Source organism: Flavobacterium marginilacus (genome assembly GCF_026870155.1).
Classification (GTDB): Bacteria; Bacteroidota; Bacteroidia; order Flavobacteriales; family Flavobacteriaceae; genus Flavobacterium; species Flavobacterium marginilacus.
In genome coordinates this window covers 4,049,081-4,070,549 of record NZ_CP113975.1, presented here as the reverse complement: position 1 = coordinate 4,070,549, position 21,469 = coordinate 4,049,081, and the positions used below count along the sequence as shown (strand labels likewise).

General features: G+C 33.6%; 23 protein-coding genes. 12 read left to right on the top strand and 11 right to left on the bottom strand.

Annotation, left to right across the window (positions count from 1 at the left end; translation table 11 throughout):
- Positions 1–5 precede the first annotated feature (5 nt).
- Together OZP07_RS16825 and OZP07_RS16820 are read right to left on the bottom strand one after the other, a co-directional pair.
- Positions 6–335, bottom strand: coding sequence for a PadR family transcriptional regulator (locus OZP07_RS16825; RefSeq protein ID WP_194640824.1), 330 nt, complete (start codon positions 333–335; stop codon positions 6–8).
- 87 nt (positions 336–422) lie between these two features.
- Positions 423–878 (bottom strand): DUF4870 domain-containing protein, encoded by a 456-nt coding sequence (locus OZP07_RS16820; protein ID WP_194640825.1) that lies wholly within the window; start codon positions 876–878, stop codon positions 423–425.
- Positions 879–1,132: 254 nt separating this feature from the next.
- On the opposite strand from OZP07_RS16820, the gene OZP07_RS16815 reads away from it, so the two are divergent.
- The 3 genes from OZP07_RS16815 (at position 1,133) to dnaJ (ending at position 3,809) form a co-directional block, all read left to right on the top strand.
- Complete coding sequence (locus OZP07_RS16815; RefSeq protein ID WP_194640826.1) at positions 1,133–1,585, top strand: DUF4442 domain-containing protein; 453 nt, start codon at positions 1,133–1,135, stop codon at positions 1,583–1,585.
- Between the two features lie 479 nt (positions 1,586–2,064).
- Positions 2,065–2,640 carry a nucleotide exchange factor GrpE gene (locus tag OZP07_RS16810; RefSeq protein ID WP_194640827.1) on the top strand — a complete coding sequence of 192 codons (576 nt, stop codon included), beginning with the start codon at positions 2,065–2,067 and terminating at the stop codon, positions 2,638–2,640.
- Between the two features lie 53 nt (positions 2,641–2,693).
- Entirely contained in the window at positions 2,694–3,809 is a 1,116-nt protein-coding gene (dnaJ, locus tag OZP07_RS16805) for a molecular chaperone DnaJ (RefSeq protein WP_281636015.1), read from the top strand.
- Between the two features lie 68 nt (positions 3,810–3,877).
- On the opposite strand, the gene OZP07_RS16800 is transcribed toward dnaJ, so the two are convergent.
- From OZP07_RS16800 to OZP07_RS16785, 4 genes are all read right to left on the bottom strand, one after another.
- Complete coding sequence (locus OZP07_RS16800) at positions 3,878–4,240, bottom strand: hypothetical protein (RefSeq protein ID WP_281636014.1); 363 nt, start codon at positions 4,238–4,240, stop codon at positions 3,878–3,880.
- Positions 4,241–4,308: 68 nt separating this feature from the next.
- Complete coding sequence (locus OZP07_RS16795) at positions 4,309–4,671, bottom strand: nuclear transport factor 2 family protein (protein WP_281636013.1); 363 nt, start codon at positions 4,669–4,671, stop codon at positions 4,309–4,311.
- Positions 4,672–4,676: 5 nt separating this feature from the next.
- Complete coding sequence (locus OZP07_RS16790; protein WP_281636012.1) at positions 4,677–5,090, bottom strand: hypothetical protein; 414 nt, start codon at positions 5,088–5,090, stop codon at positions 4,677–4,679.
- A gap of 428 nt (positions 5,091–5,518) precedes the next feature.
- Complete coding sequence (locus OZP07_RS16785) at positions 5,519–6,343, bottom strand: hypothetical protein (RefSeq protein ID WP_281636011.1); 825 nt, start codon at positions 6,341–6,343, stop codon at positions 5,519–5,521.
- Positions 6,344–6,782: 439 nt separating this feature from the next.
- On the opposite strand from OZP07_RS16785, the gene OZP07_RS16780 reads away from it, so the two are divergent.
- The 8 genes from OZP07_RS16780 to OZP07_RS16745 all read left to right on the top strand — a co-directional run bounded on the left by OZP07_RS16780 (position 6,783) and on the right by OZP07_RS16745 (position 13,927).
- Positions 6,783–7,703 carry an ABC transporter ATP-binding protein gene (locus OZP07_RS16780; protein ID WP_281636010.1) on the top strand — a complete coding sequence of 307 codons (921 nt, stop codon included), beginning with the start codon at positions 6,783–6,785 and terminating at the stop codon, positions 7,701–7,703.
- Positions 7,704–7,882: 179 nt separating this feature from the next.
- A complete protein-coding gene (locus OZP07_RS16775; protein WP_281636009.1) occupies positions 7,883–9,199 on the top strand; it encodes an ABC transporter permease in 1,317 nt (438 codons plus the stop codon).
- Positions 9,200–9,372: 173 nt separating this feature from the next.
- Entirely contained in the window at positions 9,373–10,536 is a 1,164-nt protein-coding gene (locus OZP07_RS16770; RefSeq protein ID WP_194640835.1) for a sigma-54-dependent transcriptional regulator, read from the top strand.
- 106 nt (positions 10,537–10,642) lie between these two features.
- A complete protein-coding gene (locus OZP07_RS16765) occupies positions 10,643–11,362 on the top strand; it encodes a DEAD/DEAH box helicase (RefSeq protein ID WP_281636008.1) in 720 nt (239 codons plus the stop codon).
- Positions 11,363–11,433: 71 nt separating this feature from the next.
- Complete coding sequence (locus tag OZP07_RS16760) at positions 11,434–12,252, top strand: alpha/beta hydrolase (RefSeq protein ID WP_281636007.1); 819 nt, start codon at positions 11,434–11,436, stop codon at positions 12,250–12,252.
- Positions 12,253–12,285: 33 nt separating this feature from the next.
- Positions 12,286–12,504, top strand: coding sequence for a putative signal transducing protein (locus OZP07_RS16755; RefSeq protein ID WP_100431713.1), 219 nt, complete (start codon positions 12,286–12,288; stop codon positions 12,502–12,504).
- A gap of 83 nt (positions 12,505–12,587) precedes the next feature.
- Positions 12,588–13,400, top strand: coding sequence for a Cof-type HAD-IIB family hydrolase (locus OZP07_RS16750; protein ID WP_194640837.1), 813 nt, complete (start codon positions 12,588–12,590; stop codon positions 13,398–13,400).
- The gene (locus OZP07_RS16745; RefSeq protein WP_281636006.1) at positions 13,400–13,927 is read left to right on the top strand and encodes a GNAT family N-acetyltransferase; all 528 of its coding nucleotides are present in this window, start codon (positions 13,400–13,402) and stop codon (positions 13,925–13,927) included. The genes OZP07_RS16750 and OZP07_RS16745 overlap by 1 nt, the downstream gene beginning before the upstream one ends.
- A 111-nt stretch (positions 13,928–14,038) precedes the next feature.
- Here the strand turns inward: OZP07_RS16745 and OZP07_RS16740 are convergent, their stop codons facing one another.
- A complete protein-coding gene (locus OZP07_RS16740) occupies positions 14,039–14,560 on the bottom strand; it encodes a hypothetical protein (RefSeq protein ID WP_194640839.1) in 522 nt (173 codons plus the stop codon).
- A 498-nt stretch (positions 14,561–15,058) separates the two neighbouring features.
- Here OZP07_RS16740 and mtaB point away from each other — a divergent pair, with 498 nt between their 5' ends.
- Entirely contained in the window at positions 15,059–16,387 is a 1,329-nt protein-coding gene (gene mtaB / locus OZP07_RS16735) for a tRNA (N(6)-L-threonylcarbamoyladenosine(37)-C(2))-methylthiotransferase MtaB (RefSeq protein WP_281636005.1), read from the top strand.
- Positions 16,388–16,511: 124 nt separating this feature from the next.
- Here mtaB and OZP07_RS16730 read toward each other — a convergent pair whose 3' ends face one another.
- From OZP07_RS16730 to OZP07_RS16715, 4 genes are all read right to left on the bottom strand, one after another.
- Positions 16,512–17,228: a 3-ketoacyl-ACP reductase gene (locus OZP07_RS16730; RefSeq protein WP_281636004.1), complete on the bottom strand. Its 717-nt coding sequence runs from the start codon at positions 17,226–17,228 to the stop codon at positions 16,512–16,514.
- Between the two features lie 108 nt (positions 17,229–17,336).
- Positions 17,337–19,775 carry a vWA domain-containing protein gene (locus OZP07_RS16725; protein WP_281636003.1) on the bottom strand — a complete coding sequence of 813 codons (2,439 nt, stop codon included), beginning with the start codon at positions 19,773–19,775 and terminating at the stop codon, positions 17,337–17,339.
- 2 nt (positions 19,776–19,777) lie between these two features.
- Positions 19,778–20,278, bottom strand: coding sequence for an RNA polymerase sigma factor (locus OZP07_RS16720; protein WP_281638485.1), 501 nt, complete (start codon positions 20,276–20,278; stop codon positions 19,778–19,780).
- Between the two features lie 116 nt (positions 20,279–20,394).
- Positions 20,395–21,231 (bottom strand): DUF6929 family protein, encoded by an 837-nt coding sequence (locus tag OZP07_RS16715; protein WP_281636002.1) that lies wholly within the window; start codon positions 21,229–21,231, stop codon positions 20,395–20,397.
- Between the last annotated feature and the right edge of the window lie 238 nt (positions 21,232–21,469).

Here is a 21,469-nt window from a genome sequence, read left to right as displayed (position 1 = left end):
GACTATTATTTTTGGTTGGTTATCAAATTTACGGCATTAGACAGTTCCGTCCATGTGCCATCCAGTTCTTTTAGAAAAGTTTGTCCTATCTCGGTCAAACCATAATATTTTCGTGGTGGTCCTGATGTGGATTCTTCCCAGCGGTAGTTGAGTAATCCGTCGTTTTTTAATCTGGTTAATAACGGATAAATGGTTCCCTCTACGACCAATAATTTAGCGTCTTTTAAAGTGTCCAATATTTCTGAGGTATAAGCGTCTTTCTCTTTTAGCACGGATAAGATACAAAACTCAAGAACACCTTTACGCATCTGTGCTTTTGTGTTTTCAATGTTCATAATTTTTAAATTTGAGTTGATTTGACTGGTTGATTAATTTGTCCATTTTTTGATTGATGATTGATGATTGATTGATTTTGAATGGTATTATTTTAAAAAAGGTATCGTCAGAGGATAAGTATATCTTTCTCCATTGGAAGCTTTTACCGAAGCATAAATGACTAAAAAGAATTCGGCAACTTTTATACAGGCAATTGCAAAAAGAGCCAAAGCGCCTATTGTCAATAACCCGATGCTGTTTCCGTAATCAAAATTCTTAATGATAATGTCTTCGTTGTTTATTAAATCATTAAAAGAAATGTTTTTCAGTACAGTGAATAAAAATACCGGAATAGCGATCATTGCTAAAACTAAAGAGTAAATTAAAATACTCAGCTGAAAGTTCAGCACTTGTTTGCCGTTATGATCTACAAACTCTGATTCGTCCTTTTTAGAAGTCCAAATGATTATCGGAAAAATATAATTTCCAAACGGAATGATATACTGGCTAAATGTACTCAAGTGTGTAAGTGCAGCAATTTTTTTTTCGGTTGAAGTTTCCATGATTTGATTTTCGTTTTTTGATTGATGATTGATTTAGAAATCAGCAAGTTGATTTGCCTAGTAATTTCTTATGCAAATATATGTTCAAAAGCGAGTATCTTGTATCGCATAGTAGTGTATATTAACAAAATATTAACAAAAATAACGATATTTGTACGGTAAAACTTATGTTATTGATTATGTATTTTAAAATTCTAAAACATTTTATATGTACGCATAGTATTTTTTGTATTTTAGTCAAAAAAAATATACTTATGGAATTGACGGTATCAAAATTGAATCGCTTTGTATTTTTTAAACTGCCATCAGCATTTATTTGTGGAATACGTGTGAAATCTATAGATAAAGAAAAGTGTGTGGTAACTGTAAAACACCGATGGATCAATCAGAATCCTTTTAATTCTATGTATTTTGCTGTGCAGGCGATGGCTGCTGAGCTGACAACTGGTGCGATGGTAATCGATAAAATTCAGCAAAGCGGAAAAAAAATATCAATGCTTGTGGCCAATAATAAATCCAATTTTTCCAAAAAGGCTACAGGTCGCATCACTTTTGTGTGCAAGGATGGTCATTTGATTGAAGAAGCTGTTCAAAAGACGATTGCCAATGGCGAAGGCCAGACATTTTGGATGAAATCTATTGGAACCAATGAGGAAGGAGTTCAGGTATCTGAAATGGATTTTGAATGGAGTATCCGCTTAAAATAAAATCTGTTTTATGAAATAAAAAAAAGCTTCGTTGTATTAAAACGAAGCTTTTTTGATATAAGGCATGGTGAATTAATAATTATAAACAGAAGACAACCTTAGATTCGAATTTTGTGAGTTGTATTCTTGGGGCTAGAATAGTATTCAGTTCCAAATTTAAGTAAACTATATCGTAATAGTCTTAAAATTATATTAATTTTTTGAAACAAAATCCATAAACTTTTTTAAATAATTTTTTTAACATGACTATTCGCAAAGCATACTAAATCTTTTTTTGCCACAGATTACAAAGTTTCTCATAGATTTTACATGCATTTTTTAGAAATCTGTGTTAATCTTTATAATCTGTGTCCAATTTTATCGATTTGGTATTAGTCACGGATAGTCATATAATTTTTTTATTGTTTAAAAAGAGTGACAATTTGACATTTTATAAGTTTTGGCAGTACTTTTGCAATCAAAAAATAACGAATAAAACTATGTTTAAGAATTTTTTTAAAAATAAAAGTAATATGACTACAGAAAATACAGAATTCGATCAAGAAATAGATGACGTGACATTAGAAAATAATGCAAATGGTGAGCAAATTATTATTGAAGAATTAAGTGTTGAAGAGCAATTAGCGCAAGACTTAGCAAAAGAAAAAGATAAGTTTCTGAGATTATTTGCTGAATTTGAAAATTACAAAAGACGTACTACTAAAGAAAGAATTGAATTGTTTAAAACAGCTAATCAGGAAGTTTTGCTTTCTATGCTGCCAGTTTTAGATGATTTTGACAGAGCGATAATTGAAATCAGTAAATCTGAAGATGAATTGCTGGCTAAAGGAGTGGAACTTATTCATGAAAAATTGAAAAGCACTTTAGTTACTAAAGGATTAGAGCTTGTTGATGTAAAAGCCGGCGACTCATTTAATGCTGATTTCGCTGAAGCAATTACTCAAATACCAGCACCTTCAGATGATATGAAAGGAAAAATTGTTGATGTTCTTGAGAAAGGTTACAAACTAGGAGACAAAATTATTCGTTTTCCAAAAGTGGTAATTGGCAGTTAAATTCCGGTTTATATTAGGAGTTTAAAGGTTTTTAATTTGGAATTACTTTAATTATGAAAAAAGATTTTTACGAAATATTAGGCATTTCAAAAGGTGCAGATGCAGCTGAAATTAAAAAAGCATACCGAAAAAGCGCTTTGAAATACCACCCTGACAAGAATCCTGGCGACAAAGAGGCAGAAGAAAAGTTCAAACTGGCGGCAGAAGCTTATGAAGTATTGAGTGATCCTGCCAAAAAAGCAAAATATGACCAATATGGACATCAGGCATTTGACGGTTCTGGCGGATTTGGCGGCGGCGGTCACGGCGGTATGAACATGGATGATATATTCAGTCAGTTTGGTGATATTTTCGGTGGTGGCTTCGGCGGATTTGGCGGAGGCGGAGGCGGGGGTTCCCGTCGTGTCAAAGGAAGCAATTTACGTATCAAAGTAAAACTGACTATTGAAGAGATCGCTAATGGTGTTGAGAAAAAAGTAAAAGTTAAGCGTAAAGTTCAGGCACCAGGAGTAACCTATAAAACTTGTTCTACCTGTAATGGTCAAGGTCAGGTAATGCGTGTGACTAATACTATTTTGGGCAGAATGCAATCGGCTTCAACTTGTCCGACATGCGGTGGATCTGGTCAGATTTTGGATAAAAAACCAAATAATGCTGATGCTCAAGGAATGGTTGCTGAAGATGAAACTGTTTCTATCAAAATTCCAGCTGGTGTTGTAGATGGAATGCAGTTAAAAGTTTCTGGTAAAGGTAACGACGCTCCGGGTAATAGTGTTGCAGGAGATTTGATCGTTGTTATCGAAGAAATTGAACATGAATTCTTGAAACGTGAAGGCGAAAATCTTCATTACGATTTATACATCAGTTTTGCCGAAGCGGTTCTTGGAATTTCCAAAGATATTGATGCTGTAAACGGTAAAGTAAGAATCAAACTGGAAGAAGGAATTCAATCGGGTAAAATTCTAAGATTAAAAGGGAAAGGTATTCCAAGTATCAACGGTTACGGCAGCGGAGATTTACTGGTTCATGTAAATGTCTGGACTCCAAAAACGTTAAACAAAGAACAAAAACAATTCTTTGAAAAAGCGTTGACGGATGATAACTTTACTCCAAATCCTGAAAAATCAGACAAATCATTTTTTGAAAAAGTAAAAGATATGTTTTCTTAAACTATTTTTTAAAAGGTTTAAAATATAAAATCCCCATTCTACATTTGGTTTTAGAGTGGGGATTTTTTTTAATGCTTTATTTTTTTTAATCGAAGATTATATGATTCGTGTGTTAAAGTTCTTTTAGTCATAAACAAAGTGTCTTTAATTATTTCTATAGAAAATGATTTTGAATCGTTTTCGATAATTAATTTTGAACAATCCTCCTCTAAACTATATTTAGTCATTTTACCATCTATTGAAAGTGTCTTATCGTCATTAAAAATCCATGTCTCAGATTTGTTTCCAGGATCAATTCCAAAAGGCTGCTGTATATAATACGTTTTCCATTCTCCATAAATTTCCAGGCAGTCGGCGGTCTTTTCTTGTGAATAAATAGGTAAACTGCTTAAAATCAAAAATAATATAATGTTAAATTTAAAATTTTTCATAAAGTATTTTGACTTAGTTTTAATGTAGGAATAAGTTGTTGTCAATTGTGATTTTAATTTTTGATTGTCTATTCAAGTTCAATATCCATTCTTCGCAATAAATTGTCTTCTATAACATAAATGTGTTTTACCATTCCGTCGAACAACAGATTTCCTTGTAAATCCTTCACAATCTGGTGAACTGTGACTTCGAATGTTTCGTTTGGTCTTTCATTAAATCCGATTGGTTCAACATTGGGATTTATTTCAGTCCATTGTCTTGTCCAATATTCTCTTATGGCATCATGTCCGGTAACATAACCGCCTTCAAAAGCTTTTGGCCACTGCACATCCAAGTGAAATGTAGAGAGTGCTGTGTCAATATCCCTTGAATTAAAAGCAGAATATGCTTTTTTTATTAAGCTTTGAAACAAATTGGTTTTGTTATTCATGATTGTTATTTTTTATACAATTCTTCAATTTTTTGATAGTTTCCTTCTACAAAATATTGAAGGTATTTTAATGCATCTTCAATATTTAATGACCAATAATCATCAACAATCAATTTTTCCGATTCGCCAAATAAACCAAATAGTACTTTAACCTTTTTTGGTCGATTATACCATATTGAGAATGCCAGTTTTTTTTGGTCATCATATATTGCAGTCAAACAAAAACTCTGTCCGTTTTCAATACAATTAAAATCTAAAGATGGACTGTAATAAACTTCATTGATAGAATCGGAAAGATTTAATTGCTGAATCCAAGGATAGTTTTCGGCTATTTTCAATACATCTTTGTCTGAAATTGGATTATTTCTGTATTCTATATCTTTTTTATCAGGATGGCAAATGGAATATTTAAATTGCATAGTTAATTTGAGTGTATAGAAAGTTAAAGATAAGTTTTCTGTTAAATAAAGTAAAAGTTATAATTCTAGTAAACTTAAAATGTTTGAAAATTCCTAAGCGGTGTGCATGTTTTTTTTTAATTATAACCAATTTGAATCGACACTAGAATTACTGTTTTCATTAACTTTATCTAAAAATAAAATATAATTACTGTTTGATAATGAATCGTTTGTTTTGATTTTGAAAACTATTGAGCATTGAAATAATCACACAAAATAAGGTTAACTTCATAATTTTAGTAGTTTTGGTCGGGCATCTCACATAACGTTACGCTACTCCACGAAGTTAATGATCAGAGCGAACTGAGTTCTCTCTGCCGAAGATAATATTTCTTCGTGAAACCGCAACTTTCGGCTATCGGAAACCCGGAAATTTCTTGGAACGCCAGTTAGTGGCCGTTTTGATTTGGGAGCATTTTCAAAATTTCAATCTCTAAATTATTTAATTTTTCATAATTGATTTTCAAATCGTCCCATAACTTACAGTAATTATTTAGAGCGGCGACAATTACTTTTACCGAATTAAATAACTCATTTGTCAATCTTTGTTGTTTTGAGTCATGATAAACGATGTTGACTAAGGCAAAACTTAATTCCCCGTAATGTTCAAGTTTAGAAAAAGAGTTATAAAGAATGTAAGCTGCTGAAATTAATTTATGTGATCTTTCATCGTTAGATTTTTCTAACATCGATTTTACTAAATTTTGAACTGAAGTACGCAGTGGGATAATTTTGTCTGTGCCATCTTCATTGAAATATTTTTCAAAGCTATTTTTTAAATCTCGAATTTCTTTTTGATATTCTGATTCAGTTAATTTCCTTGCTTCTTTTTCGACTTTTAATGTTGATATAATATGTTTTAAATGATCAAAATTTATTTGGTTAATAAGTTTGATTCGTTCTTCATCATTTTCTGGTTGAACAATCACATACTCAGCAATCAAAATATCATTTAAAATCGCTCTAATGAGAATGTATAGTGAAATCTGGAAATCTCTTGAACTATCAAAATTTCTAATAAATATGTTTGCAGTCTCAAATGTGTTAAGCGTTTTTAATACGATTGTAAAAAAAAACTTTTCATCTTCTTTGTTGAATCTATCATCGGAATAAATATGACCTAAAACTTCTGACCGATAATTAGCAATGAATGTTAGAATTCTTGAAGAAAATTCTTTAAAGTATTTTTCGGGATTAGCAAATTCGTTGTTCATTAAAGCTATGTTTAAAAAATGGTCACTAACTTGTCAATATGTCTGATAAAAGTAAAATCAAATGGGCTGAATCGGTTTAAAAAAATACAATAAATACCAAACTTTCTTTAATGCTAATATATAAACAATTTTTTACAAATCGTCAAAGAACAATTTTAAGCTAAAAGTTCTTAAAATTCCTAATGTTCTACTTAGCCCAGATGGGAGTGGCATCCTGTGTGCCTGGGGTTCAGGCACACAGATATAACGGACAGCTGGATTTAGCTCCTGAAAAATCATTTTATAATTTAATCTTTTGAAAGGCTTGAAAAGGAATGCTCTTTTTTCAGAGGTTTTTATCCGCTATGGCTGGCAAAAGGCTCAAATCATTGGTTTTTGTGTAATAATCCTGCCATAATCAGCACGAATTAACTATTTTTGCAATTCTAAAAAATTAGATGTGAGCAGTATTCTTGAAGTAAATAAAGTCATAAAGCAATATGGTGATTATGTTGCGCTTAACGAGGTATCATTAAATGTGCCGAAAGGAAGCATATACGGACTTTTGGGTCCAAATGGAGCTGGGAAAACTTCGCTGATCCGAATCATCAATCAGATTACGATGCCAGACAGCGGTGAAATCATCCTTGACGGTGAAAAACTGCTGCCAAAACACATTCAGCATATTGGTTATCTTCCCGAAGAGAGAGGTTTATACAGCACTATGAAAGTCGGGGAGCAGTGCCTGTATTTGGCACAAATGAAAGGATTGTCTAAGGCTGAGGCCAAAAAACAGCTTGAATATTGGTTTGACCGTCTTGGAATTCAGGGATGGTGGAACAAGAAAATTCAAGAACTTTCAAAAGGAATGGCGCAGAAAATTCAGTTTGTGGTCTGCGTTCTGCACAAACCTAAATTGTTGATTTTTGATGAGCCTTTTTCTGGTTTTGATCCAGTAAATGCCAATGTGATTAAAGACGAGATTTTAGCATTGAAAGAAGATGGAGCAACGATTATTTTTTCGACCCACAGAATGGAAAGCGTAGAGGAACTGTGCGATCATATTGCACTGATTCATAAATCGAACAAGCTGATTGAAGGCAAGCTGATTGATGTAAAAAGACAATTCAAAACCAATAGTTTTGAAGTAGGTATATTGTCAGACAATGTGGAAGGTCTGATGTTTGATATTACTCAGAAATTTAAGGTTGGGTCGGCAAATTTTAAATCATTAAACGATGAAATAAAATTAGAAATTCAAATTGGAAATGCTTCACCAAATGAGCTGCTGCATGTCTTGACACAACGCGGACAAGTAACCCATTTTGTCGAAAAAATCCCTAGTGTGAATGATATTTTTATCCAGACAGTTAGTAAATAATATACGAGGTAAGATATTTGATATAGGATATGGAATTGAGGATGTTTGATTTTTGAAATAGTATTTTGTTTAATCAAATATTAGAAAAATTAAAATCACGAATCATACTTCGTATTTCCAACATCGTAAATCGTATATGAGAATATCGTAATTCGTATACCATAAATCGTAAATCAAAAATGAGTATTATATCATTAATTATAAAAAGAGAGTTTATAGCCAAGGTACGCAATAAGTCGTTTATTGTGATGACATTTTTAAGTCCTTTGCTGTTTGTTGCAATTACTGCTTTTATTACGTATTTAAGTTCCATGAAGCCAGATACTAAACTTATTGCGATTCATGACGAATCGGGTTTGTTTGTTAATGAGTTTATGGCATTAAATAATAAAAATGGTGATTATAAATACTTGGATTTATCTAAAATAGACATCCAGTTTTTGAAAGACAGTATTGTTAAAGAAAATTTTGAAGCCTTGCTGTATGTTCCTAAAACGGTTAATAGCAAAGAGCTGGAAACTAAAATTCAGCTGGTTTCTAATGAAAGCCCAAGTATTGGCTTTATCGAAAGTACACAAGGAATTATTGCAGACAAGTTAACCAAGAATAATCTGGAATTAGCACATTTGGATACTTTAGCAATTAGAAAAGCCAAAGCTCAAGTGGTTTTTAAATTATCAAAAGCCTCTGGCGAAGAAAGTCTTAGAGGACTTAATGAAATTAAAATTGGAATAGGAGGGGCTTTTGGTTATCTTATTATGATGTTTATTATTATTTATGGGAATATGGTGATGCGGAGCGTGATCGAAGAGAAAACCAACCGTATTGTTGAAATTATAATATCTTCGGTTAAACCTTTCCAATTGATGATGGGAAAAATAATAGGAACTTCATTGGCTGGATTACTGCAGTTTTTGATTTGGACTGTAATTGGTTTGTCATTAATGTTTGCAGCTTCGGCTTTTTTTGGAGTAAATATTGGTCCCACATCTAGGGTTTCTCCAGAAATCATGCACGCAGCACAACAGGAATTGACCGGTACTGCCCAAATGTATATTAAAGAAATATGGAATCTTCCTATTGCCGGCATCCTGATTGGTTTTGTTGTGTATTTTATTGGAGGTTATTTTTTGTATAGTTCTTTTTACGCAGCGATTGGTGCCGCAGTTGATAATCAGACAGATTCACAGCAGTTCCTTTTACCGATTATAATGCCGTTGATGCTGAGTGTTTATATTGGTTTTTTTACAGTAATAAATAATCCTCACGGGACAGTTGCCGTGGTTTTTTCAATGATTCCTCTGACATCTCCTATAGTGATGCTGATGCGTATTCCTTTTGGTGTGCCATGGTGGCAGATTGCAATTTCCGTATCTTTGTTATTCGGTACATTTTTTGGCGTGGTTTGGTTTGCTGCCAAGATTTACCGTGTTGGAATTTTGATGTATGGCAAAAAACCAAGCTGGAAAGAGTTATATAAATGGCTTAAATATTAGAAGCTGCTAAGTTACTAAGTAGCTGAGTTGCTAAGTTTTTTAGTTTTATAGATTAATGGAAAGCTTAGAATTTGAGTGTATTTTTAAAAAAAAGTGGCTAAGTTGATAAGTTGCTAAGTTTTTGGGAAAAGCTTAGAAACTTAGAAGCTTAGAAACTCAGAAACTTAAAAAATATGAGTAAAATACTGATTATTGAAGACGAAGAAGCAATCAGGAGAGTGTTAGCCAAAATACTCTGTGAAGAAAATGAGTCTTATGAAGTTGATGTCGCCGAAGATGGTGTTATAGGGTTTGGAAAAATAAAAGAAAACGACTATGATTTGGTTTTATGCGACATAAAAATGCCAAAAATGGACGGCGTAGAATTGCTGGAAGCGGTAAAAAAGATTGATACTGAAGTTCCTATCGTAATGATTTCAGGTCATGGAGATATGGAAACGGCGATTAATACGATGCGCCTTGGGGCATTTGACTATATCTCAAAACCGCCGGATTTAAACCGCCTGCTGAATACAGTCCGAAATGCTTTGGACAGGAAAAAACTGGCTGTCGAAAATAAAATTTTAAAAAAGAAAGTCAGTAAAAAATACGAAATAATTGGAGACTGCGAACCTATCAATCTAGTAAAAATAATGATTGATAAAGTCGCTCCCACCGATGCAAGAGTTTTGATTACCGGACCAAATGGAACAGGAAAGGAATTAGTCGCTCATCAGCTGCACGATAAAAGTGAACGTTCTGCTGCTCCTATGGTCGAAGTGAATTGTGCTGCGATACCTAGTGAATTGATTGAAAGCGAATTGTTCGGGCATGTAAAAGGTGCTTTTACATCGGCAGTGAAAGATCGTGCTGGGAAATTTGAAGCAGCAAACAAAGGAACTATTTTCTTAGATGAAATTGGTGATATGAGTCTGTCGGCTCAGGCCAAAGTTCTGAGGGCTTTGCAGGAAGGAATCATTACACGCGTGGGAGCTGACAGCGATATAAAAATTGATGTCCGTGTGATTGCTGCCACCAATAAAGATTTAAAAGTTGAAATAGCAGAAGGCCGATTTAGAGAAGATTTATATCATCGTTTGGCAGTTATTCTCATTAAAGTGCCTTCCTTAAATGACAGAAGGGCTGATATTCCGGCACTGATAGAGCATTTTGCTTCCAAAATTGCCGGTGAACAGGGAAATGCAGTTAAACACTTCTCTGCCGATGCAGTCCGTCAGCTGCAGGAATACGACTGGACAGGTAATATTCGTGAATTAAGAAACGTGATTGAACGCTTGATAATCCTTGGAGGAAACGAAATTTCTGAAAGTGATGTTAACGCTTTCGCAAGCAAATAAATAGAAAGCTATAAGCTTTAGGCGTTATGCTCTAAGCAAAAGCTGAAAAAATACGAATAATCAATTTGCTTACGGCTTAATGCCTAAAGCTTATAGCATAAAAAAAATGAAATTAAAAAAAATAAACCAAGTATTGCAGGAAGCCTTAATCGATAGCGGGCTCACAGAAGCAAACGATATGCAGAAAGAAACTTTTTCAACTATAAAAAGCGGTGCAGATGCAATTATTGTTTCTTCAAAGGGTTCAGGAAAATCAACAACTATTGTATTGAATGTTATCCAGCAGCTGGTTTGTGAAGGTGAAGAGTCGCCTCGTGCTTTAATTATTGTAGAAGATAAAGCTAAGGTTCTCGCAATGGAAGAGCTTTTTGAAAATCTTGGAAAATTCACTAATTTGAGAGTTTATGGTGTTCATGAAAAAGGAGATATGGATTATGATAAAAACTATATTTCAGCAGGGATTGATGTGCTTATAGGAACTCCTGCTAAATTAAGTGATATGTTTTCTACTGCCGGTTATAATGTAAACCGATTAAGAATGTTTATACTTGATGATGCCGATTCTATTTTGAAACTCCGCCATGAACCAAAAATAATGCGGATATCAAATAGCATTGCCAAAACGCAGCGTATCATTTTTACCGATCAGTTAACGGAAAGAATTGAAATTTTGGCCGAAAAAATGCTGGTTGAGCCTTATGTTTTTGATTTTGAAGAGGAATATGACGAAGATGAAGATGATTTCGATGAGGAGGAATCTGTATTTCATGATATTGATGATTTTGAAGAAGAAGATGAGGAAATTGATGATAATGAAGAAGAATAGAGATTATCATTCAAGTTTTATATGTAAATAGTAAGGTCATAAGCTATTTAGGGCGGTAACTAAAATGGTATATGGAGATATTGAAAACGATTAGATTTGTATTGATAGTAACTTTTAGCGTGATTGCGGTAATTTATATCTTTTTTGTCTCTTATATTTATTTTAATCAGGAAGAAATAATTTTTGCTGGTTCTAAATTACCTGAAAATTATAAGTTCCAATACCAACAAGAATTTGAAGAAATAAATGTAAAATCTTTTGATGGTAAAAAGTTAAATGGATTATTATTTAAAGCAAAAGAATCTAAGGGAATTGTTTTTTATTTGCATGGAAATTCGGGGTCATTAGATACTTGGGGAGATATAGCATCTATTTACACAGATTTAGGATATGATATTTTTATCTTGGATTATAGAGGTTTTGGGAAGAGCGAAGGAAAAATAGAAAATGAACAACAAGTTCTGAAAGATCTTTCTTTTGCCTATAAAAACATTCTGGAACGGTATGAAGAAAAGGACGTAGTTATAATTGGATATTCAATTGGTACAGGTTTTGCTGCTTGGTTAGCTTCAAAGAATAAGCCTAAAATGTTAATTTTACAATCTCCGTATTACAATTTTTTAGAATTTTCAAATACAAGAATTCCATATATTCCTGATTTATTCAAGAAGTTTAAAATTGAAACTAATCTTTTTTTGGCAAATGTAAAAGTTCCTGTTTTTATATTTCATGGAAAACAGGATTATTTAATACCAATTGAGAATTCGGTAAGATTGAGCAAATTGTTACATAAAGAGAGTCATTTTTATCCATTGGAAAACCAGGATCATTTACTGATGAATCAGAATGCAGATTACAAAGATAAGCTCAAAATTTTGATGCAAAAATAGATTTAGATAACAATAATTAAAAAATAGAACATCATGGGATTAATGAAAGTATTTTCGGGAAGTGAAATTTTAGCATTGGCTCTGCAGGAGAAAATAGAAGCTGCTGGTGTTGAAACCACGGTTAAAAATAATATTCAGTCGGCTAGAATGTCAGGATTTCCAAATTCAGATTCAGCTGTTGAAGTATTTATTCAGGAAACTGATTTTGCAAAAGCAAATCCGGTTATCGAGGAATTTAGGTTGAGTATCTAGTTAAATTAAATTGATTTAATTTTTTTTGAAAGACCTTGGGACGTATTAGTATCAGGGTCTTTTTATAATATAATAATTTTATAATGAAAGAAGTACAATACAAAATGATTGTTGTGGATATGGATGATACGCTTTTAAACGACGATCATATCATATCTGATGAGAATAAAGAAATGATTTTTAAAGCCCAGGAGATGGGAGTTTATGTGGTTTTAGCTTCGGGCAGACCAACATCGGCTATGACAGAATATGCCAAAGAACTGAAAATGGATTATTATAATTCCTATATGATTTCGTTTAATGGTTCGACGATTACTGATTTGAAAGAGGATAAAGTGCTTTTTGAGCACGCTTTGACCAAAGAACAAATACATTCTCTTTACGATTTCAGCCAGCAGAACAATACTCATATTATTACTTATTTGGGCGAACAGATTATTAGTGAAAGACATTCAGAATATATTGATATTGAAAGTACTATCACTGGTATGGAACTTGTGATTGTTCCTAGTTTTAAAGATGCTGTAACAACTTCGGCTGTAAAATGTTTATTGCTGGAAGAGCCAAGTTATCTTAAAAGCGTTGAACCAGTATTGAAAAATGCTATGCCGGATTTGAGTGTGTGTATGTCAAAACCCTTTTTTCTGGAAGCTGCACCAAATGGAATTGATAAAGGAGCTGCAATTCAGATTTTGGCCGAAAAACTCAATATTCATCAAAGTGAAATCATAGCCGTTGGAAATGCAGGAAACGATTTGACGATGGTGCAGTATGCTGGACTGGGTGTTTGGGTTGATAATGTTGATGCAGAATTAAGAGAGTTTGGCGATGTTATTGTGGCATCCAATAATAATCATGGTGTTGCCGAGGTAATTCAGCGTTACATTTTAAAGTAATGAAATCTTGCTTAGAAACAGAAAGACTGATTTTAAGAGAATTATTGCCTTCTGATGATAAAGGAATGTTCGAATTGGACTCAAATCCTGAAGTGCATCGATTTGTAGGGAAGAAGCCTGTAAAAGATATTGAGGAGAGCAGGCTGATGATTGAAAAAATCAGACAGCAGTATATAGATAATGGAATTGGACGCTGGGCTGTTATTCTTAAAGAAACCAACGAGTTTATTGGCTGGTCTGGGATAAAATTAATTAAGGAGACAATCAATAATCATCAGAATTTTTATGAAATAGGATATCGGTTTATAGAAAAACATTGGGGAAAAGGCTATGCTGCCGAAGCTGGATTGGCTTTTACTGCATTTGCTTTTAATGAAATGAAAATCGAGAATCTTTATGCTTACGCAGATGCCGGAAATAAGGGCTCAAGGAATATTCTGGAAAAACTGGGAATGCATTATGTTAATTTCTTTGAATATGAAGGAGAAGAACATGTTTGGTATAGTGCTGAAAATCCAAATTTGTAATTTTTTCGCAAAATAAAAATCCGTCTCATTTTTTTGAAATGAAACGGATTTTTTTGTTGTGGATAGACATGCACTGCAGTGTATCTTTGTAACTAAAGAATTTAGTTTTCGTTATTTTTTTGCAACCGAAATAAAATAATTATTTCCGTCACCCATTGTTAGCTTTACCCTTTCGTCACATACATCGATAACAAATTTGTCATTGTTGTAACAGGTACAGGTTGTTTTTTTGTCTTTTGACATTTCATTATCGCATTTTCCAGTTTTATAACCAGCCAATTGCGGCGTGTAAAAAGAAACCAAATCGGTTGATGCTGTTACCAATGAAATAATGCTGGCTGAATTGTCATTTGCAATTCTGTAAACGATTCTGTCAGTATAGTTTATATTGTCAACTGAAACTTTTCTGATGTAAGTGTAAGAAGTAGAAGCTGTTTCTGCTGATTTTTCTTCAAATTTAAAACCAAGGCTTCTAATGTCAAGGTTGAATTTTTCCTGTGAATTATAGCTCGCCCAAGCAGTCAAAGTGCTGATTGTAGGAAATGGGTTTTTGGTTGCTATAGCTGGTGCATTTTGAGCTTGTGAACAAAGTGCGATAAATAGTAGGGAGATTGTGAGGCAGAATGATTTCATTTTATGTTATTATTTAATTTAATATTTGCCTACTCTTTATGGTTTTCGGCGATCCCATATTATTGTTATTAAAATATTTTTTTCCAAAGTCAAATTTTTGACATTTAAGAATATTGTAAAAAAAGTTATATTAATTGTCTTTATACTTTCTAAAACACAAAAAGTTAAATAATATTATCCGCTCTGTTTTATTTTTGTAATAATTTAGATTTTTACATAGCGATATGTTCCTATTTAGTACAATTTAGAGCTTATACGTTAGCTTGTTTTTGGAGTCGTGAAATTAATATTTAAATGAATAGGAACAAAGCCTTGAACGAAAAAATAAAGATTTTGATATGTAAGTTCTATAAGTTTAATGAACGCAAAGATAAAATTACATTTAATGACTCAAAAGCAGTTAAATATAAATAAACATCAGCTTTATAGTGTAGATTTTTGTTTGTAAATTTGCACACTTAAATTTTTTGACAACGATTTCATTGATTTAAGGTAATTATGGAGAATAGAAAAAAAGTGGCTTTTTACACGCTTGGCTGTAAATTGAATTTTTCGGAGACATCTACAATCGCTCGAAATTTAGAAGATGAAGGTTTTGATCGGGTAGATTTTGAAGAAGTGGCCGATATGTATGTAATCAACACCTGTTCGGTTACAGAGAATGCCGATAAGCAGTTTAAACAAGTAGTGCGTAAGGCGATGAAGTTAAACGACAAAGCTTTTGTCGCTGCAGTTGGATGCTATGCACAGCTAAAGCCCGAAGAATTAGCCGATGTTGATGGTGTAGATCTAGTCCTTGGAGCTACAGAAAAATTCAAATTAGCAGATTATATCAATGATTTATCCAAAAATGATTTTGGCGAAGTACACTCCTGTGAGATTGCCGAAGCCGATTTTTATGTTGGCAGTTATTCGATAGGAGATAGAACCCGAGCTTTCCTAAAAGTGCAGGATGGCTGTGATTATAAATGCACATATTGTACAATTCCTTTGGCACGCGGCATTTCTCGAAGTGATGAACTGGAAAATGTCTTGAAAAACGCCTACGAAATTTCGAAACAAAATATCAAAGAAATTGTTCTGACAGGAGTTAATATCGGAGATTATGGAAAAGGGGAATTTGGGAATAAAAAACACGAGCATACATTTTTGGAACTAGTTCAGGCTTTGGACAAAGTGGAAGGAATCGAAAGACTGCGTATTTCCTCTATTGAACCCAATTTGCTGAAGAATGAAACTATAGAATTTGTTTCTAAAAGCAGAACATTTGTACCGCATTTTCATATTCCGCTGCAATCGGGAAGCAATGCTATTTTAAAATTAATGAAGCGCCGTTATTTACGTGAAGTATATACCGAAAGAGTTAATAAAATTCGGGAAGTTATGCCGCACGCTTGTATTGGCGTTGATGTGATTGTTGGTTTTCCGGGCGAAACCGATGAGCATTTTCTGGAAACGTATCATTTTCTGAATGAAATGGATATTTCCTATTTACATGTTTTTACATATTCGGAAAGAGATAATACCGAAGCTGCCGAAATGGAAGGTGTTGTTCCTGCGAATGTCCGCGCTAAACGCAGTAAAATGCTTCGTGGTTTATCCGTAAAAAAACGCCGCGCGTTTTACGAAAGTCAGTTAGGAACAAACAGAACGGTACTTTTTGAAAGCGAAAATAAGGAAGGTTACATACATGGTTTTACAGAAAACTATGTAAAAGTAAAAACACCTTGGAATCCAGAATTAGTAAATACGCTGCACGAAATCAATCTGACAAAAATTGACGAAGACGGAAGCGTGAGAATGGAATTTTTAAATGTTGAAGTTTAAAGACGCTAACACGAATTTCACAAATTTTCACAAATTTTAAATTTAAAAAATACGAATTTCACGAATCGTACTTGAAATTATAAATTAATTCGTGCTCATTCGTGAAATTCGTGTTTAATAATTCTTAAGGATTCGTTGACCAAATACTGCTGTTTTTGATAAAAACGCGTCGGTTTAATTTTAGCTGAGCGATGATTAATTCAGCCATATCTTCAGATTGCATTACTTTTTCTGGATTGCCATCTGTGAGTTTTAAATCTTTTGCCATATCAGTCGCAACCGTACTTGGAGTCAAAGCTGTAACACGAATGTTGTGTTTGCGTACTTCCTGCATCAAAGAATCTGTCAATCCCAAAACTGCAAATTTAGAAGCACTATAAGCACTGGTTAAAGCATTTCCGTTCAATCCCGCTGTGGATGAAATGTTGATAATATCACCAGTTTGTCTTTCGATCATATTGGGTAAAATAGCGCGGGTAACATAATACGTTCCCATTAAATTCACCTGAATGATACGTTCCCATTCGGCAGGTTCCAATTCCAGAAACTTGCCAAAAGCAGCAATTCCTGCATTATTAATTAAAATATCAATCGATCCGAATTCAGATAAAGCTTTCTCCACGGCAGTATTTACCGAGTTGATATCGGCAACATCAGCAGTTATTGCTAAAGATTTCACTCTTAAGGAACGTGCCTTTGCAGCTACATTGTCGATTTCCTCTTGTGTTCTTGCTACTAAAATCACATTCACTCCTTCTTTGGCTAAAGCTAATGCGATTGCTTTTCCAATTCCTTTTCCAGCACCTGTAATCAGTGCATTCTTATTTTTTAAGTCGTTCATTTTTGTTTTCTATTTGTTCAGAAATCAAAGTTAAGGTATTTGTTTAGGCAGAAGAACATTAAATACAAAAAAGACCTAACAGGTTTCAAAAACCTGTTAGGTCTAAAACTATTTAACAGTTTCTACCAAACGGATAAATTCTGCTTTATAACCGTCTTCATCATTTGATAATCCTTCTTTTGCCAGGTTTTTAATTTCTTCTGAGGATTTATTCGGAACCAGATTTGAATCTCTTAATTTCAGTCCAAACCAAGCGACTGCAGTGCTGAATTTAAAATCATCCGATGAGTTTTTCAACGGAATTGATTTGTTTTCAATCACTTTTACCATTTCGATGCTTTTGTCTCCATCTGGTTTTTTATAACGGAATTTGATAGTTGCCAGTTCATCAGAATAATCATTTTCAGTTGAAGTTGTTTTGGTGTATTTTAAATCTGGCTGATTGTTTAAGAACTCACTCTTTACACCTATCGGAATCACTTCATACAAAGCCGTAACGGTATGTCCGCTTCCTAATTCGCCCGCATCAATAGCATCGTTGGTAAAATCTTCTGGGCGTAATTTTCTGTTTTCATAACCAATCAAGCGATAGGCCTGTACCTGTTTTGGATTGAATTCGATTTGGATTTTAACATCTTTGGCGATAGCAAACATAGAACCTTTGAATTCTTTTCCTAAAAAGCGATTCGCCTCCTGAATGTTGTCGATATAAGCATAATTTCCATTGCCTTTATCGGATAACGTTTCCATTTTGCTGTCTTTGTAATTCCCCATTCCGTAACCCAGACAAGTTAGAAACACACCCGATTTTCTTTTTTGTTCAATCAATGTCTGCATATCAGTATTGGATGTCGCGCCTACGTTAAAATCGCCATCGGTAGCTAGAATCACACGATTATTTCCTCCTCTGATGAAATTTTCTTCGGCTAATTTGTAAGCCAATTCTATTCCTGCTCCGCCAGCCGTACTTCCTCCGGCATTAAGTTTTTCTAAAGCATCGATTATGGTTTGTTTTTCGTCTCCACTTGTCGGAGGCAAAACCATTCCTGCGGCACCTGCATAAACAACAATGGCAACTTTGTCTTTTTTGCGAAGTTCGTTTACCAAAATTTTCATTGATTGTTTTAGCAATGGTAATTTGTTAGCATCACTCATAGAACCTGATACATCAATCAGAAAAACCAAATTAGAAGCGGGCAGATTATCTGTTGGAATATTTTTTCCCTGTAAACCAATTTTTAATAATTGGTGCTTTGGATTCCAAGGGCAACTACTGTATTCGGTATTGATAGAAAAAGGATGCTGATTTTGTGGCTGAGGATATTTGTATTTAAAGAAATTCATCATTTCTTCGAGTCTCACAGCGTCTTTCGGAACCGTTTGACCGTTGTTTAGAAATCGTCTTACATTGGTGTAGGAAGCATTATCAACATCAATAGAAAAAGTAGATAGCGGTGCTGCTTTTGGACTTTCAAATTGATTTTCTACAAAATTATCATAATCTTCAGTAGAAACTTCAATGGATTGTGGAGCTGGTTTTTGAACTTCAGATTCTTTGTTTTTATTTAGTTTTTTCAGTTTTCTTTCCAATTGTTTTTTAGAAAGGTTTTGATAGGTACCATTTTTAGTTGTTATTAAAATTACTCCGTTTGAAGCACGACTTCCGTATATTGCTGTTGAAGTAGCATCTTTAAGAACATTCATATTCTTAATGTCATTTGGATTTATTTCTGAAATATCATTTACAGGAATTCCATCTACCACATATAATGGTTCTCCTGTTTGTGAAATTGATGCATTTCCTCGAATTCTAATTTGTTCTGATTCTTCTTTTTTTGATTTATTGAGTGCTAGATATGCATTTCCAGTAGCTATTTTTGTACCAGGAATCAATTTTGTTTTATTTGTTGAGTAATAATATTCTGGACTTACATATCCTGCATTGTTTGAGATTTGAACTCCAGCAACTCTTCCTTGCAAAGTTTGAATATTATTAGATGATTTGCTTTTTTGTAAATCATCAGCAGTAACAGTAGTAACAGAACCCGTTACACTTGATTTTTTTTGAGTTCCATAACCAATAACCACTACTTCATTTAAAGCATTAGGACTTTCTTCAACTAGTATAGCTTCATTTCCAACCGAACTCACTTTTGTTTCATAAATGGTATCTAAAACAGCTAATGGATTTTGTTTTGAAAGCTGCTTTTTCAATATAGTTTCGGCATCGGATTTAATAGCTTCTGAAGGTTCTTGAGTCGCTTTAGTATCTTTTTTTTCTTCAATAACCACATTGTTTTCTCGAATTCCTTTTGGAATGCTAATTTCTGAATCTGTTTTGAAAAACTGATATCCCAATGAAAAAAACAACAGGAGTGAAGCTGCAATTGCCAGCTTTTTCCAAAGAACAATTGCTTTTTTATCTTCTTTTTTGTCGAGTTTTTCTTCTACACGCATCCATACCTTTTCGAAGGCAGGAAAGTCTTTTTCTTCTGCTTTTTGAGAAGCATTTTTTATTTTATTGAATATTTTATCTTGATTGTCCATGACTATTTCGCTTTTTGGTAATACAAATTGTTTACTAACTCTTTGAGCTTGGTTTTCGAAGCATTCAATTGTGATTTAGAAGTGCCTTCGGAAATGTTAAGCATAGCCGCAATTTCTTTGTGACTGAAACCTTCGATAACGAAAAGATTAAAAATGGTTTTGCAGCCGTCTGGAATATGATTTAGCAAATTGAGTAAATCTTCTTCCTCAAGTTCTGTTACTTCGTCTGTAAATGGCTGAGAAATAGTTTTGACATCATCGAGATATAAATTGAAATTGGTCTTTTTCTTAATCGTCGCCAAACAATGATTGACTGCGATTTTTCGAGACCAGGCTTCAAAAGCGCCAAACTCTTTCAGTTGATCGAGTTTGGTAAAAATAGTATAAAAAGCATCGGCCAAGGCTTCTTCTATTTCTTCTTCTTTCTTTAGGTAACGCTTGCAGGTGCGATACAATTTGGGAGCCATAAGCTCATACACCTGACGCTGGGCATCGCGGTGCATTTTTTTGCAGTCAGAAATTAAGTTTTCGTTTATCACAATTGTTATCTTTCTACTAAAGAGGATGAAAAAGAGAAAAAGGTTGGGAAGGAGTGGAAAAATTTTTTAAAAGTGATTTTTTATTTATGTTTTGGAATGGATAATTTATAAATAGTGGTTTCTAAAACTTCGGTGTCTTTGTCTTCGCAAAGCAAAAACTCAATTGAATTGCCGCTGTTTTGATAAACGGTAATTCCTTCGAATTTTTGGGTGTCACTGATTTTTTTGGTAAAGTCGATTTTCATTGTTTTGGTATCAATACAGCCAATGAAGCTTCCCAGGATTTCGCCATCGTGGTAAGTTGACTTAGTATCTTCGGCAGTTGCAAGGAAATAAATTTTGCCATCGAGCAGAACAGCATCTGTAAAACTGCTTCGTACTCCTTTTATTTTGGGTAATTTATAACTGTTAGAAAGAATTTTGAATTCGTTTACTAAGTTTTTGCCTTGAACGGTGAAAACTGTATTTTTTGCCGATTCGCCATTGCCTCGGTTGAATAAATACCATTCTTCGCCAGTGTAAATGGCGCCTTCAATATTAAAATCTTCGGGTTTGATTTCGCCGAAACTTTGCATTACCCCGTATAAATCGGTAAGATCGTTTGTTCGGATTTCTTTTTGCAGGGTATTAATTTCTACCATCGCGTTTCTTTTTTGGGTAGATCCTGAACCAAAAACATAAAGCGTGTCTCCAAAATGAGTAATAGCCTCAAAATCGGGTTTCTCGCTTTTTATAATATTTGCGGTTGCGTTTTCTATGATTTTATGCTGCTGCAAGGTTTGTGAGGGAATGGCGTATTCGTATAAAAATCCGCTATTGTCGCCAATGATAAATAAGCTGTTATCTTTGTAGATGAGTCCGGAGGCAGAACCAATTCCGATGATGTGAAAAAGAATTTCAAGTGTGAATTTTTCCATTAAATGTTGTTTTGAAAATGAATGCCCTAGCCCAGATGGAAGTGGAAATTATTACTTCACTAACTTTTATTTTCATAGGAGTTCAGTGAATTGCATTTGCAGTGAACAGCTGGATTAAGCTCCTTCAAAAATACAGTATATAAACTGTAATTTAATTTTTGAGCAAAAAAAATGTGCCGAAAAACTGCACATTTTTTATAGAAGCTGGATGATTTTATAAATCAAAACCATAAGCAGC